The organism is Porphyromonas sp. HMSC077F02, from assembly GCF_001815465.1.
In the GTDB taxonomy this organism is placed as follows: Bacteria; Bacteroidota; Bacteroidia; order Bacteroidales; family Porphyromonadaceae; genus Porphyromonas_A; species Porphyromonas_A somerae.
Genome location: NZ_KV820651.1, coordinates 1 through 16,155, shown reverse-complemented (window position 1 = coordinate 16,155; position 16,155 = coordinate 1). Strand labels below are relative to the sequence as shown.

The window sequence follows — 16,155 nt, the reverse complement described above, 5'->3', positions numbered from 1 at the left end:
CAGCCGGGGTCCTCCCCTATAGACACACCTATGAGTGTCCTACGGCTAGGCGCTTCTAATGCGTAATCCTTGGGATGTGATGTGGTGGAGATTGGGCGTAATAAAAGGGTTCCGATTATCCAATCGGAACCCTTTTCAATTTGTATGTGTGGAGGAAGTTACTCAGCTAGGAGTATCTTCATCAATTCAATAGCTGCCTTGGACACAGAAGTACCTGGCCCGAAGATAGCTGCCACACCAGCCTTGTAGAGGAAGTCGTAATCCTGTGCTGGAATCACACCACCAGCGATGACGATGATATCCTCACGGCCTAGCTTCTTGAGCTCCTCGATCACTTGTGGTACAAGTGTCTTGTGACCAGCTGCAAGTGAAGAGACACCTAGGATATTGACGTCGTTCTCCACAGCCTGCCTTGCAGACTCTGCTGGGGTCTGGAATAGAGGGCCCATATCTACGTCGAAGCCCACATCGGCATATCCGGTAGCCACCACCTTAGCACCACGGTCGTGACCATCCTGGCCCATCTTGGCAATCATAATACGTGGCTGACGTCCTTCTTTCTTTGCAAACTGCTCCACAAGGCGAGTTGCCTCCTGGAAGTCTGGATCATTATTTGTTTCTGATGAGTACACGCCTGAAATAGTACGAATAATTGCTTTATAACGCCCTACGACCTCCTCGCAAGCGTCGGAAATCTCTCCTAGTGAAGCCCTTGCCTGAGCCGCTTTCACAGCTAGTTCAAGTAGGTTACCAGTCTTAGTACGAACCGCCTCTGTGATATCGGCTAGTGCCTTCTTCACAGCCTCTTCGTCGCGCTCACCACGAAGCTCCTGCAGACGCTCTACCTGCTGTGTACGAACGGCGGTATTATCCACCTCGAGGATATCGATAGGATCTTCCTTCTCAAGGCGATACTTATTCACACCGATAATCACCTGATTGCGAGAGTCAATACGTGCCTGAGTACGAGCAGCGGCCTCCTCAATACGCATCTTTGGCAAACCACTCTCAATAGCCTTAGCCATACCACCCAAGCTCTCAATCTCCTGGATATGCTCCCAAGCCTTGTGTACCAACTCATCGGTAAGACTCTCCACATAGTATGAGCCTGCCCATGGGTCTACCTCACGACATACCTCAGTCTCATTTTGGATATAGATCTGAGTATTACGTGCGATACGAGCTGAGAAATCGGTTGGAAGTGCAATTGCCTCGTCAAGAGCGTTGGTATGTAGTGACTGAGTATGTCCGAGTGCAGCACCCATCGCCTCAATACAAGTACGACCAACGTTGTTGAATGGGTCTTGCTCTGTCAAGCTCCAACCAGAGGTCTGGCAGTGAGTACGAAGAGCCATAGACTTAGGATTCTTTGCTCCAAGGCTCTTGGTGATTTTAGCCCAAAGCATACGAGCCGCCCTCATCTTGGCAATCTCCATAAAGTGATTCATACCAATCGCCCAGAAGAATGACAGACGTGGAGCAAACTTATCAATGTCCATACCCGCCTTGATACCAGCTCTCACATACTCAAGTCCATCGGCTAGAGTATATGCCATCTCGATATCTGCTGTTGCACCGGCCTCCTGCATGTGGTAACCAGAGATAGAGATAGAGTTGAACTTAGGCATATTCTGAGAGGTGTACTCGAAGATATCGGCAATGATACGCATACTAAACTCTGGTGGATAGATGTAGGTATTACGCACCATGAACTCCTTAAGGATATCATTCTGAATAGTACCAGCCATCTCCTCCTGCTTAGCGCCCTGCTCTAGACCTGCAACGATATAAAAAGCTAGGATAGGAAGCACGGCTCCATTCATCGTCATAGATACCGACATCTTATTCAATGGAATACCATCGAAAAGCACCTTCATATCCTCAATAGAGCAAATAGAAACTCCAGCCTTACCCACATCACCCTCAACACGCTCGTTATCGGCATTATAGCCACGGTGAGTTGGGAGGTCAAAGGCTACAGAAAGGCCCTTCTGACCAGATGCAAGGTTACGACGATAAAATGCATTAGACTCCTCAGCAGTAGAGAATCCCGCATACTGACGAATTGTCCAAGGACGCATCGCGTACATCGTGCTATAAGGGCCACGAAGATTAGGTACTACACCAGCAGCATAGTGCAGGTGCTCCATCCCTTCCAAGTCTTCCTTTGTATAGGCTCCCTTTACATTGATCAGCTCAGGAGTAGTCCAGTCGTAATCAATATGATTGGCTTTATTAAACTCTGCGACACTGGGCTGTGACCATCCTCCTTTGAGGATATCTATATCTTTATAATTTGGTTTCATATCTTTTATTTCCCTTTCCTCTTACTTGCTACTTCTTGGTTTGATGCCCATCAGTTCGTTGAACTTCTGCATCGTCTCCAGCACATTGGCCTTGACGTGTACAAAATGCTCAATACCCTTTGCCTGAAGCTCCTCCATGCAGGCAGGAGCTCCAGCAATCACTAGAGGCATCTCGCCCTTCAAAGCCTCAAGAGCTTGAGGTCCATACTCAGCATACTCATCATCACTTGAGCAGAGTACCACGATGTCAGCCCCTGCCTTACGAGCTGCATCCACACCCTCTTGTACTGTCTCGAACCCTAGATTGTCGATCAGCTTGTACCCGGCTACGCCAAAGAAGTTGGAGCTAAATTGAGAGCGAGCCAACCTCATTGCTAGATTACCGATGGTAAGCATAAATACCTTTGGAGTCTTGCCACTTGCTTCGGTAGCAAGTCTTAGCTCCTCAAAGTCGGAAGCACCGCGGCGCTTATCAAGGGCTGTAATCTCTTTACCCTCTACCTTGCTATTGTCAATAGCTCTTGTCTCCTCGGTAGCAGTCTCGGTAAAGTTAGGGAATATATTGGTACCCAAGAGGTTCTCTCTACGAGTTGCCACAGCCTTGTGGCGTGCCTCGTTAGAAGCATTCACCGCCTCTTGCACCTTTCCCTCATTGGCAAGCTTAGCAAAACCACCTTGCTCCTCAACCTCCAAGAATAGCTTCCAACCTTGCTCGGCAATAGCTTGGGTGAGATGCTCAATATAATAGGAACCACCAGCAGGGTCTACCACCTTATCAAAGTGGCTCTCCTCCTTAAGCAGCAATTGCTGGTTACGAGCAATACGACGTGAGAAGTCACTACCCTTAGGATTGTAGTGCTTATCAAAAGGATTTACCGTTACAGAGTGAACACCTGCAATGGTGGCACTCATCGTCTCAGTCATTGAACGAAGGAGGTTAACGTAAGCATCGTAAATCGTCTTATTCCACCTACTGGTCTCAGCATGAACCACCGCCTTAGTCGCTCTATCTGAAGCCTTTTCGTCATTACTACGAACAATCAAAGCCCAGAGCCAACGAATAGCTCTAAACTTAGCTATCTCCATAAAGTAGTTAGAGCCAATACCCATCTCAAAGCGGATACGCTCAGCTACTTCGCTAATGCTCTTACCACTCTTTTCACTCACCTTAGCGAGCATATCTGCACCAGCTGCTAAAGCATAGCCAATCTCTTGGTAAATATAGGCCCCAGCATTCACGAGGTCGACACTCTGGAAAGAAAGACATGTAAACTGTGTCAATGGCTCTGCTGCCTTCAGAACCTCCACAGATGTCTCTACCCACTCCGACCAACGTACACCAGCACCCAAAGTATGCCTAAATGGATTGAAGCCAAATGAACCTCTTACCTTACCAAGATCTGCCCCAAGAGCCTTAAGTGCCTCCTTTGTTGCTTCAATAAGTTGCACAGTCAGGTCACGACGAGCATAGAGGTTAATCTCCAGCTTATCAAGGTCGATCCCCGCAAGCATCTCTTGGATAGTAGATGCATTGACACACTCATCAACAAAGTGGAGGCCAAGACTATTCGCACCACGCTCCATCACACACTTGATATTGGTATTCAGCTGCTTGATATCTCCTTGTACAGCGATATCCTGCCTTACGAGCCAATTATTATCGGCCTTAGTACCCCTTACATAAGGGAACTGACCAGGCAATACATCCTTGGTAGGAAGATGCTCAATATCCTCAGCCCTATAAAATGGCTGAACGTTAAAGCCCTCCTTCGTACGCCAAACTAGCTTCTTCTCGAAGGGAGCTCCCTTAAGGTCTCTAGTGACCACCTCCATCCACTCTTCATTTGAGACTGGAGGAAATTCGCTAAATAGCTTCTCTCTCTTTTCTTTCATAATCATCGAACGATGTGCATTTTGTAGGCTTTTAGTCGTCTACCAATATTATAACTACTAGGGTTTACGCCATTTGGGTTGACGCTCAAGGATAGCAATAACACTCCCAAGAGCAAATGGGTATTATTATCCCTAATTTTTCAATTACAAAGTAACATAAAATAAACCGAAAAAGCAAGGAATTCAATATTTTCTTCCATAAACTTCCCGATTCGCAATACTTCAATGGCACAGCAAGCGGAATATACCACGGATATTAAGCAGACATCGCCAAGCACCGAACGACTGTCCTCTCCTGAAATAGTAGACACCAATGTATATGCATCCCTATTTTGATGAGCACCAATTAGTGTGGTATTTCTAGAAGGGGGATAGAAGCATGAAAAAGCTCGCCTATTGCCTAAGCAACAGACGAGCTACCCACAAAATGAATACACTTGAGATTATACTAGCTCCTGCAAGAGGAGGTTACTTCTTTGGTTCTACTTTTCTATCAGTATAAATCTTTGTATTGATCATACCATGAGTGAAGCTGAGCTCCCCACTCTTATCCTGTGCAGTGGTTTTGAGCTGATAGGTAGCAGTACAAGTACCCTTCTTTGTATCAAAGCTGGTAAAGGTGATACTACCTTCGGCAGTACTCCTTTCGATGATTCCTCTACGATACACCACAGCTATACCCTGAGCTCCTTCTGGCAGTAGCTTAGCTCGCTCCTTAATAAAGAGCGAAAACAGCTCCTGATTGGGCGATAATGAATTCACCAAACTAGTTGGCTTAAACTCATAAGGCTTATTCAGCTCAGGTACTCCCTTACTAAGGTCGAGATATAGGATAACGCCATACTGAGTAGGTGTCCGGACATCACCACCCTTCGGTGAGAGGTAAATTGGGAAGTACCCCACCTTATGCTTCTCACTGTAATAGAAGTAAGGGTTATTCTGGCGATAAGGAAGGTTGGCAAGATAGACCGTATGCTCAAACTCCTTGCCATTGACCTTGGCCGACCCTAGGTTTTCACGTGTGAAGTGTAGCTCTGGGGTGTCGGAAGGTTTCAAGCAACTAGTCAGTCCTAAGCCCAATAGCAGGACTGCACCGATAAGATAAAATCTCTTTTTGTTCATGATTAAATGACTATTTAAATGATTACACCAAATTGTATATTACTTTATTTCAAACCGAAGTCCAGCACTCATCTTGAGGTGCCACCGCGAGTTGGCAGAGCTAAAAAACTCTTTATCCAAAGGTATCACATCATATCCACCGCCTATCGCACCATAAAGGGACATCGAATTGGTGATGCTGTACTCCGCTCCTACTGAGAGGTGGGTATCGAGATAAAAACTCTGCTTGAGCTTCTTAATTCCGTCGCCTTTGTATGCTACCGAGACTGGGAACATACCACTGGCTCCAGCACTTCCGTAGCACTTCCATCGACCTAGATCAGCAAAATAATATTGCAGATTCAGAGGGACACCTACTGCATGAACCTTTGCAATAAATTCAGAACCTAAGTTGGAGGTCACATTGAGGTGCCTATAAGCATACTGCACACCACTCTCTAGGCTCCACCTTTTTGAGAGAGGAAGGATGGCCGTCACCGCCAACTCTATTGGGGCCAGTTCTTTAGTAAAGAATTGCTCTTTGATGGGCTCAAAATAGCGACTGTCTGTGACACTCACTAAGCTGTACCGAGTAGCATTATCCCCCACTCCACCGCTACTGGTGGAGGCTCCACTTAGATTCACAGATAGCCTGATGGGTCGCTGCTCCTTAGGTGCTACAGTTATCGACTTTTCATAAGGTCTCAGTTCTTCCAAAGGTGATTGCTGCTCACTATTCACCTCTTTCTCCGCCACCACAGGCTCCTCGTGAACCTCCTTCTCAGGCAGGTCAGAAGTCACCTCTTCGATTATACTCTCTTGACTCATTATCTCGTGGGTGGGCTCAACCTTTTCCGCCCTATGGTAAGCCACAAGCTGATCTACTTGAGTAATACCCTCCTCGTGGTCAATAGGTTTGATAGGCTCTACAATCTTAGCGATCTCGCCATCTGTACACTGTACCAACTGATCAATAGGTTCATTATCCTGGTGTAGCAGTAGCAGTAAGAGAATGACCGCCGCAGCTGATGCTGCACCGCCCCATACCAGCCAAAGGAGAGGTCTCCGTTGTCGCTCTACTGGTAGCTGCAATGGGGGTAATTGGTCGATAGGAGCTTGATAATCCATCAACTTCTCACGCAGCTTCTTTTCCCACTGATCTTTTGGTTCTATTCTTGCTCTTTGATCCATTGCTCAATCCTCCTTTTAAGTTCCAACTTAGCACGATGATACTGAGATGATGAGCTTCGCTCCTTAATCCCTAATCGTGCTGCTATCTCTTTATGACTAAACCCCTCTATCACATACATATTAAGCACCACTCGGTAGCCATCAGGCAACCCCGCGATCATCTCCATCAAGAGGTCATTATCTAGCTGGGCTAGCCACCCCACCTCTTCATCTTGAGGCACCTCCTCGGCTCTCTGCTGCTCCTCGTCATATCTATCCACCATGCGTACATGGAAGCTTTTGAGGTGATTGATGCATTCATTAATCATAATACGCTTCAGCCACGCTATTAGCGATCCTTCCCTTTGATACTTAAAGGTATTCCTAGCCTTATAGGCCTTGCAGATAGCCTCTTGAAATAGATCCTTAGCCACCTCTCTATCCCCCACATACCGAAAGGCAACGCCCAAAAGCCTACGTGCATAAAGCTCGTAGATCTGCTGAAATGCCTTCTCTGGGTCACTACCGAGTAGTGAGGCTATTATTTGTTCGCTATTTACTGGATCCATACATTCTATCTTGGTCTCTCTATAGTGAAAACAAGGGGGTCATAAAAATACTGCATCAATTACCAAATTTATTTGAGACTTTGCACGAAGGATGAGATGCAAGGTGCTAAGGATGAGGCCGAAGGGAGCGTACTTGCGTACGTGACCTAGGCCGAATTCCGAAAGCAACGCAGCAGATCGCCTTCGTGCAACAGTCTCTTCAGTGCAAGATACATCAAAGCACAGAAAAAGCGGTCGTCGGAACCTTCTAAGTCCAACGACCGCCACTTCACAAACAAACTATTCAACAGCTAATTCTACTCTACATCATCTATCAGCCAATGTTAATCACACGCTCAATAGGAGTCTTCTCCTCTTCCTTGAGTTTTGGAATCACCACTTCTAGCATTCCATTTTCCATCTTGGCCGAGATGCCCTCCTTATCAACATCCTCGGGAAGCAATAGCCTTTGTACAAAGCTCTGATGCATAAACTCCCTACGCAAGTATCTCACGGGGCTTTCCTCAGCCCTTGAAACCTCCTTATGCTCACTCTCTGGAGCCTCAGCAGAGTTCACCTCCTTCTGCTCCTCCTTCTTTTGCATCGAAATCACCAGCGCCTCATCTTCATCAAGCTTTACCTGCACATCCTCCTTAGTCAGTCCAGGAGCTGCTATCTGTATGGTATACTCCTTGTCGCTCTCCATCACATTGCACATAGGAGTGGTGCTCCGCCTATTACTTGCCACAGCAGGTCTCACCATATCATTGGCAAATATCTCATCCATCAAGTCAAAAATTGTACGTCCCATATCTATTTCCTTCCTTTAAGTTTAGTATGCTTATTATCAAACACTTCCTAGAGCCACCTGCCCTAGCTACTTAAGTAAGTGCAAAGCGTTTGCCAAGATAGATATTTGACACTTAGTCCTGACAATTGACTATTTCGTCACGACAGCATGCGGTTTTTGACAGCAACGAGCTTAGCTAAAGACTACAGTACAAAGCAGACTGTCACCACGAAACCATCTCGTTAAAATTGGATTAATTTTCCATCTCACCACGAACACTTGCGAGAGGGGAGGTTCGGAGCACCTTATCTAGGATTAAATCACCTCTATTCCCACCATAAAACTCTATACTAGCAGGGCGAAAGTTGAGATGCAACTAAGCGATCAGCGAGATGCAACTAAGCATTTGCCGAGTTGTATCTCGGAAAGTACTTTTATATAGCATTGAATTTCAACCGGTTGTGAAGGAAATCTCCGGGACCTTATTTCGTAGATTGATATTCTTTAAGGTGAGTGCATCGTGGCGACAAAACGGTGTCTGTCTTGGCAAGCCCTGATAAATGGGGGGGGGGAACTACAAAATTGGCATCTCTAATGCCTAGCCCTTACTCCTAAACTGAAAGGGAGTGATTATCTCATTAATGTTTAGTAGATTTGCGTAGAGATATACTTATAGTACTATTAGCTTAAAATGGAAGAGACTAAGCGACCAATTAATTGGCGTCCCTACCTTTATAGATATATTGTCCCATTAGTGGTCATCACTGGGATATTGATGGCATGGACCTGGGAACGTCCAGAGCCGGCCGATCCCTACCCTATGGAGGTGATGGAAGGAAGGGTGGCCTATCGCTTTAGGGGGAGCTACAATAGAGACTTCAATGACCTCAATGATATACAGCTCAAAGCAGCCAAGAAAAAAGGGATTACCCCAGCCCAAACTCGCAAAGAGCTAGAGCATAAGAAGGGGTTGGTGGAGCTACAGAGCAATGATCATTACAAAATAATGGAGCTGACACACTCCGTTCCCTATGTGATTCCTGAAATGGCACAGCTCCTCGAGGAGATTGGGTCGAGCTTTGTAGGAGTGCTTTCGGAGGACCAACTTCCACTCTATCGCCCAGTGATCACGAGTGTTACACGCACGGAGGAAGATGTGCGAAAGCTACGAAGAGGTAATGGCAATGCTTCCGAAAATAGCACCCATAGGTATGGAACTACGGTAGATATATCGTGGAAAAGGTTTGACAAAGTAGACCCTAATGACCCACGTGACCTATCGGAGGAAGAGCTTAAGCACCTTCTCGCCATGGTACTCAAGAGGTATCACAATCAAGAGCGTTGCTACATCAAGCATGAGCGTCAACAAGCCTGCTTTCATATCACTGTACGATGAGACCTATTAGCACCAACCCTTTAGTCCGAATCATCTCTCTAGACGACGAAAGGTATCAGGAGATAAAAAATGTACACGACCCAATAAGCCGTAAGCAGCTGCTCAAGGAACTTATTGACCGTGTACGCAGGGAAGAGGTGCTGATCCAATACATTAACCCTTCATTTTCCCAACCTAAGCTGGTGGCATTTGACCTTGATGGCACGCTAGTAGCCAGCGAATTTATACACACTATTGCCACGCAAGGGGTAACGCCAGAGGTAGGAAAGGAGCTGAGACGGCTCACTGAGGAGGCCCTTAATGGGGCTAAAGACTGGAGCCACAATTACGAGAAAAGGGTGGCCCTTTTACAAGGAACGACTGTGAAGCGTTTGGAGAATATCTATCAGTCACTTCCTCTGGCTGAAGGAGCAAAAGAGTTGATTGCCTCATTGAAAAATCAAGGAATCAAGACCGCAATCATTTCTGGTGCGTGGAGTGAATATGCCAACTACATTGCAAGGATAACGGGTATTGAGCACTGCTTTGCCACTAGATGGGAATTGGATAATGGGCAAGTCACCGGTCGCATCAGTGGCCCAGTACTCTCGCCCGAGGCCAAGTGGGAGGTGCTGAGGCAATTGGCAGAGGAACATCAAATTCTGCCAGAGAATATCCTAGTAGTGGCTGATGGCTATAACGACCTAGAGATGATGACCCACGTGGGGTCGTGCATACTTTTACACGCCACGCCCCATCACCCCCTGCCACTAATGAAGTGTGTTCAACAGATTTTATGCAAAGAATTTACAAACTAATACTAAATATATGAGGTACGGATACGTAAAAGTGGCCGCAGCAGTGCCATTCGTCAAAGTAGCAGACTGCTTCTACAATGTAGAGCGTCACGAGGCGATGATTCGCCGTGCAGAGGAACAAAATGTAGAGATGCTCACTTTCCCTGAACTCTCTATCACAGGATACACCTGTGGAGACCTATTTTTACAACCCTTCTTGCTCGAACAGGCTGAGAAGGCCATCTGCCAATTGGCGGAACGCACCAAGGACCTTAAGATGCTCATCATCGTGGGCATGCCACTAAGGGCGGAGGAGAAGCTATACAATGCCGCAGTAGCAATCCAAGAGGGGAAGATATTGGGAGCTATACCCAAAACCTATCTGCCCAACTATCGGGAGTTTCAGGAGAAGCGGTGGTTTGATAGCTCGCTAGAGCTCTCCTACTCCACTGTGACTATCGGGACTCACGAGGTACCGATTGGGCACGACATTATCTTTAAGTGTGGCGATGTAGGGGTTGGCATTGAGATTTGCGAGGATATGTGGACGCCCGTGACACCAGGCACTCGCTTGGCACTCAATGGGGCACACCTCATCTTCAACCTCTCGGCGAGCAACGAGAATGCGGGGAAGAATAAATACCTCAAGTCGCTTGTCTCTTCTCTCTCTAGTCAGGCAATCACTGGCTACGTTTACTGCTCATGCGGTTTTGGCGAAAGCTCTACAGACCTTGTCTATAGCGGTAAGGCCTTTATCGCTGAGAATGGAGAGATTGTGGCAGAGATGGAGCGCTTCGAGCTAGCAGAAAAGTTGCTTGTAAGCGATATCGATGTAGAGCGTATCCGCACAGAGCGCCTTATCAATAGCTCTTTCCGTACAGCTGCCTCAGTCTATGCTGGTGGGGATAAGCTAAGTGTGGTACCATTCCAACTCAAGGAGGCGGATAAGAGCTTTGAGATGACTCGTCCGGTGGAGAGGAATCCTTTTATGCCTTCTACGACCAACCTTACTGAACGCTGTGATGAGATGTGCCAGATCCAGATGGTAGCACTCGCACAACGACTCAATTACCTGAAGGGATCAAAGGTGGTAATTGGTGTAAGTGGTGGCTTGGATAGCACACTCGCCCTTATCGTAGCTGTGCGTACAATGGATATGCTGGGGCGTGATCGCAAGGATGTGATCGGGGTACTGATGCCAGGCCTTGGCACCAGTGACCGCACCTATCAAAACTCTAAAAAACTGGTCTCTCTTCTTGGTGTTGCCTCGAAGGAAGTCTCTATTAGCGAGGCATCTGTCGCACACCTCAAGAATATCGGGCACGACGCCACTACAGAGGATACCACCTACGAAAATGCACAAGCACGGGAGCGGACTCAGGTACTGATGGATATTGCCAATATGGAGGGGGCTTTTGTACTCGGTACTGGCGACCTCAGTGAATTGGCACTCGGCTGGTGTACATTCAATGCGGATCACGCAAGTATGTACAGCATCAACGGCTCGATTCCTAAAACAGGGGTAAGGATGATGGTACAGCACTTTGCCGATACCAAGCTCTTTGATAGTGAAGAACTAGCTCAATTGCTGAGAGATATCGTGGACACCCCAGTAAGTCCAGAGCTCACAAAGGGAGCATTGAAGCAGCAGACGGAAAGCATCATCGGGCCTTATGAGGTGCACGACTTCTTTATCTACCATATGCTTCAGAATGCCTACTCCCCCAACAAGATATTCTATCTTGCACGTAAGGCCTTCGATGGTATCTATACCAAAGAGCAGCTCAAAGAGTGGATGAAGATCTTTGCTCGTCGCTTCTTCGCACAGCAGTACAAGCGCAACTTCCTGCCAGATGGACCAAAGGTGGGTGTAGTATCCCTCTCTCCTCGTGGCACGTGGCGTATGCCTAGTGATGCGTCGGCAGAGATGTGGCTAGAAGCCATCGACAAGTTCTAATCTCGCAACCACTATATACAAATAGAGCCGATGGGTTGTATGACCCATCGGCTCTATTTATATTTTATGTGTAAAGCTCTATATTAAAACAGGGAGAAGCGGACGTACCGCTTTGGATTGGCCTTAATATCTTGGAGCAAGCTATCGGCCGACAATACTGCGGAATCAAGCTTCTGGTACAGTTGCTGATCATTGAGGAGCAGTCCGAGGCTGCCTTCTTTACTATTAAGCTGCACGGAGACGGCTTTCAACTCCGATACCACGCGAGAGAAGTCAGCAAGGGTTTGCTCAATATGGGCCTCCTCTATTTTACCAGTGACACTTCGCACCGAGCCTGCCGATGCCTCTACACTATCAAGTATCTTGGGCACCGTCCCCGACATCAAACCATCCAACCGACGAGTAGTTGAGCTAATCGCCTTGGTAGAGGCATTGAGTTGAGACATAATCTCCTGAACCTCCGTACTATTAATTAACCCATTTACACTACCACTTAGGCTGTCAATAGATAGAATGGCAGCATTAAGGTTGGGCAATAACTCATCCGATATCTTTGACATGAAGTCGACCGTCGACTGACCCACTAACGTATCGCCATGGGCTACATAACCTGTTGTCTCCTCTGGTGTCATCAGATGAATAGAGCCACCTGCCAATGGGTTATCACGGATAACAGCCACCGTATTGAGAGGGATTTGCAGTTCTGAATTTAGTGAGAGCTGCACTACATTGCCATTAAAGTGCTTATAATCGAACTTGATACTCCGCACATTACCCACTCTATACCCATTGAGGTAGACCGAAGTAGAGCGGTCTACGCCTTGGAGATTAGAGAAAGTGGCATAATAGGTATTATTTTGTTCGAATATATTGATGCCTTTGAGAAAGTTAAACCCAAAGTAAAACATTAATATAGTCGCCAAAGTAGTGACCCCTATCAGAGTGGCCTTTTGCTTATGATTAAAACTCTTCTCCATAACTCACTAGAATATTAAAGGCTTGATATTAAGACCTGTACTCTCCACCAGTCCCAGCATCAGATTCATAATGTGAATTGCCGTGCCAGCAGCTCCCTTCATCAGGTTGTCCATAGTACTAACGATCAGGAGCCGATCGCCGTGCTTTGAGAGATGGATATGCATCTCATTGGTATTGACCGTATCACGCACATCGGGGTAAGAATCTACGATATGCACAAAGGAGTGATCATCAAAATATTCCTCGTAGATTGCTCGCACACTATCAATATCAAGAGGACAGTCAAGGTAGAGTGTCGTATAGATTCCCCTATTAAAGTCTCCCCGCATAGGGATGAAAACAATCTCCGAATCGAAGCTATTTTGGATATTACGTAGCGTCCGCTCAATCTCGCCAATATGCCGATGCTCTAATGGTTGTAGTACGTGGAAGTTATCAAAGAGCATATCATAAGTGATGCCAGAGATTACACGTGGACGAGCGAGTGCTTCCGTTTTTCCAGCCACAGAAGTAACGTGGATATCACTATTGAGTAGCAAGTGCTTAGCTAGCGGGATCAGAGGCGTCTGAATAGCCGATGCAAACGCCCCAGGCACTGAAGCCTTGGTAGCTTTGGTAAGTGCTCTACGATTGGCCTCTGGCAGCCCATATACAAAGCCCGTCTCCTCGGGGTCGGTATGGCGATACTCTTGGGAAAAGTCAATCACTTTCATCCCTTCAGGCATCTCAAAGCGTTGCAAAAACTCTCGAGTACTCGCTGCAGATTGTAGGCACAAGAAAAGCACATCCAGTCCCTCCAACTGTAGCTCATCAGTAAAATTGAGTGTACGCATAGAGTTGAGGTCATTGAATAGCTCGGCCACACTCATTCCCGCACGTTGGGGAGCATAGATCATCTCTAGGTGTACATCTGGGTGGTGTACCAATAGGTTATATAGCTCCCCTACCGCATAACCTTCACTCCCTACAATCCCTACTTTATACATAACTACTAGACTTCATTCTTCAGCTACTCGCCGTATATTTTCTTCTTTTGTTCTGCGACTATCGGGTCAGTGATATAGTCGTCATAGCTCATCATCTTATCAATGATACCATTAGGACCTAACTCAATCACACGATTAGCCACTGTATTGATAAACTCGTGGTCGTGACTACTGAATAGCACGATGCTAGGATAGTTGATCAGCGTATTGTTAAAAGACTGGATACTCTCAAGGTCCAAGTGGTTAGTAGGCGTATCGAGGATCAGCACATTGGCATCTTGTAGCATCATTCGAGCGATCATCACACGCATCTTCTCTCCTCCTGATAGCACACTCGCCTTCTTCTTCAGCTCATCTCCATTGAAGAGCATTCGCCCGAGGTACCCCTTTAGAAAGACCTCATTGGTATCCTGAGCGAACTGCGAAATCCACTCAATCAGGTCGTAATCCGTATTGAAGTAGGCACTATTATCCAAAGGCAAGTAAGCAGTCGTTACCGTTTGCCCCCACTCAAATGTACCCTCGGCTGGCTTCTCCTCACCATTGATGATTTGGAAGAAAGCAGTCATCGCTCTAGGGTCGTGCGAGAGGAATACCACCTTATCCCCCTTCTCAATATTGAAGTTGATATTCTTAAATAATAGGGTCTCCTCACCATCGCCACCAGCATAAGCTGTTAGGCCTTTTACTTCCAATATCTTATTACCCACCTCACGCTCAGGGGTGAAGATGATACCTGGGTAACGACGAGTAGAGGGCTTAATCTCCTCCACATTGAGCTTCTCCAGCATCTTCTTGCGGCTAGTAGTCTGCTTACTCTTCGCCACATTGGCACTAAATCGACGGATAAACTCCTCCAACTCCTTCTTCTTCTCCTCCGCCTTCTTATTCTGCTGTTGCTGCTGCCTAAGGGCAAGCTGACTACTCTGGTACCAGAAGCTATAGTTACCACTAAACTGCTGCACCTTGCCGTAGTCGATATCCACCGTGTGTGTACATACAGAGTCGAGGAAGTGACGGTCGTGGCTTACTACCAGTACCGTATTCTCAAAATCTGCCAGATAGTTCTCTAGCCACTGCACCGTATCCAGGTCCAAGTCGTTGGTAGGCTCGTCCAATAGCAGGTTATCAGGCTTACCGAAGAGTGCTCTTGCCAATAGCACCCGCACCTTCTGTTTATTGCTCAGGTCACCCATCATCTGATAGTGAAAAGCCTCCTTTATGCCCAGGCCCGAGAGCAGCTGTGCCGCATCACTCTCGGCATTCCACCCCTCCATCTCAGCAAACTTCTCCTCCAGCTCCGCCGCACGGATACCATCCTCATCACTAAAGTCGGGCTTTGCATAGAGAGCATCCTTCTCCTGCATAATATCCCAAAGTACTGTGTGCCCCGTGAGCACCGTATCCATCACCGAAAGGTGGTCAAAAGCAAAGTGATCCTGACTTAATACTGAAAGACGCTCACCAGGAGCCATCGACACCATCCCTTTAGTAGGGTCCAACTCCCCACTGATAATACGAAGAAGCGTAGACTTTCCCGCTCCATTAGCGCCAATAATGCCATAGCAATTGCCTGGCAAAAACTGCATATTTACATCTTGAAAAAGGGTACGCCCCCCAAATTGTATCGCTAGATCACTTAGTTGAATCATCTCTTACTTACTACTATTATGGTAAATTATAGGCAAAGATACCAAATAACATCTAGCTATCAGAAAGAATGACCATGAAATCCATAATACTACAAATAATTCCAATATATAAGAATATAAAAACAACATACCTATAGCAAAAATAAATGAATGCGAACTGAAACACAATCACAATTGACTATAGATATGAAATAAATAGTATTTTGGAAATGACAAAAAATGACGATGAAGCCGAAAGGATAGTTCTCACAACCCCAAGGAAGAAACTAAAAATGGAATGCACAAGTCACCTCCACAAACGCAATAAATATGCAATCAACAAGCACAAAGATACCAAAGAGTCCCACCTACCTTGCTCCCTAGAGAGCCCTAGATAAAGCTAACTTAATACTTAGGTGCACTTCATAGCATTCGTCAGCAGTTGCATAACCTGCCCGACCTGTCCGACCCGTCCGATCTGTCCGACCCGTCCGATCTGTCCGACTTGTCCGACTTGTCCGAGTTAAAGGATACCAGAAGCGACGGTGGAGATGCAAGTGCAGTAACCAGTACAAAAAAAAGAGAGACCCTCTAGGAAAAAATTCCTAAAGTGTCTCTCTCTG

Annotated in this window: 12 protein-coding genes; 3 read left to right on the top strand and 9 right to left on the bottom strand. The window is 46.6% G+C overall.

Going from position 1 to position 16,155, the window contains the following annotated elements; all coding sequences use genetic code 11:
- Positions 1-158: 158 nt before the first annotated feature.
- The 6 genes from scpA to HMPREF3027_RS03380 all read right to left on the bottom strand — a co-directional run bounded on the left by scpA (position 159) and on the right by HMPREF3027_RS03380 (position 7,829).
- Complete coding sequence (gene scpA / locus HMPREF3027_RS03405; protein WP_021903276.1) at positions 159-2,306, bottom strand: methylmalonyl-CoA mutase; 2,148 nt, start codon at positions 2,304-2,306, stop codon at positions 159-161.
- Positions 2,307-2,327: 21 nt separating this feature from the next.
- Positions 2,328-4,199 carry a methylmalonyl-CoA mutase small subunit gene (gene mutA, locus HMPREF3027_RS03400; protein ID WP_070707069.1) on the bottom strand — a complete coding sequence of 624 codons (1,872 nt, stop codon included), beginning with the start codon at positions 4,197-4,199 and terminating at the stop codon, positions 2,328-2,330.
- 468 nt (positions 4,200-4,667) lie between these two features.
- Positions 4,668-5,321, bottom strand: coding sequence for a hypothetical protein (locus HMPREF3027_RS03395; protein WP_021903518.1), 654 nt, complete (start codon positions 5,319-5,321; stop codon positions 4,668-4,670).
- 39 nt (positions 5,322-5,360) lie between these two features.
- Positions 5,361-6,491: a porin family protein gene (locus tag HMPREF3027_RS03390; RefSeq protein ID WP_070707067.1), complete on the bottom strand. Its 1,131-nt coding sequence runs from the start codon at positions 6,489-6,491 to the stop codon at positions 5,361-5,363.
- Positions 6,470-7,039, bottom strand: a complete 570-nt coding sequence (locus tag HMPREF3027_RS03385) for an RNA polymerase sigma factor (protein WP_021903520.1) — start codon at positions 7,037-7,039, stop codon at positions 6,470-6,472. The genes HMPREF3027_RS03390 and HMPREF3027_RS03385 overlap by 22 nt, the downstream gene beginning before the upstream one ends.
- Positions 7,040-7,352: 313 nt before the next feature.
- The gene (locus HMPREF3027_RS03380; protein ID WP_070707065.1) at positions 7,353-7,829 is read right to left on the bottom strand and encodes an Hsp20/alpha crystallin family protein; all 477 of its coding nucleotides are present in this window, start codon (positions 7,827-7,829) and stop codon (positions 7,353-7,355) included.
- A gap of 670 nt (positions 7,830-8,499) precedes the next feature.
- On the opposite strand from HMPREF3027_RS03380, the gene HMPREF3027_RS03375 reads away from it, so the two are divergent.
- The 3 genes from HMPREF3027_RS03375 to HMPREF3027_RS03365 are packed head-to-tail and all read left to right on the top strand — an operon-like array spanning position 8,500 to position 11,937.
- A complete protein-coding gene (locus HMPREF3027_RS03375) occupies positions 8,500-9,204 on the top strand; it encodes a DUF5715 family protein (protein WP_070707063.1) in 705 nt (234 codons plus the stop codon).
- On the top strand, positions 9,201-10,001 hold the full coding sequence (gene serB / locus HMPREF3027_RS03370) for a phosphoserine phosphatase SerB (protein ID WP_070707061.1): 801 nt from the start codon (positions 9,201-9,203) through the stop codon (positions 9,999-10,001). The genes HMPREF3027_RS03375 and serB overlap by 4 nt, the downstream gene beginning before the upstream one ends.
- Positions 10,002-10,011: 10 nt before the next feature.
- Complete coding sequence (locus HMPREF3027_RS03365; protein ID WP_070707059.1) at positions 10,012-11,937, top strand: NAD(+) synthase; 1,926 nt, start codon at positions 10,012-10,014, stop codon at positions 11,935-11,937.
- An 83-nt stretch (positions 11,938-12,020) separates the two neighbouring features.
- On the opposite strand, the gene HMPREF3027_RS03360 is transcribed toward HMPREF3027_RS03365, so the two are convergent.
- From HMPREF3027_RS03360 to HMPREF3027_RS03350, 3 genes are read right to left on the bottom strand one after another with little or no spacing between them, the layout of a single operon-like run.
- On the bottom strand, positions 12,021-12,914 hold the full coding sequence (locus tag HMPREF3027_RS03360; RefSeq protein ID WP_070707057.1) for an MlaD family protein: 894 nt from the start codon (positions 12,912-12,914) through the stop codon (positions 12,021-12,023).
- 6 nt (positions 12,915-12,920) lie between these two features.
- A complete protein-coding gene (locus tag HMPREF3027_RS03355; RefSeq protein ID WP_070707054.1) occupies positions 12,921-13,901 on the bottom strand; it encodes an N-acetyl-gamma-glutamyl-phosphate reductase in 981 nt (326 codons plus the stop codon).
- Between the two features lie 23 nt (positions 13,902-13,924).
- Entirely contained in the window at positions 13,925-15,553 is a 1,629-nt protein-coding gene (locus tag HMPREF3027_RS03350) for an ABC-F family ATP-binding cassette domain-containing protein (protein WP_070707052.1), read from the bottom strand.
- Between the last annotated feature and the right edge of the window lie 602 nt (positions 15,554-16,155).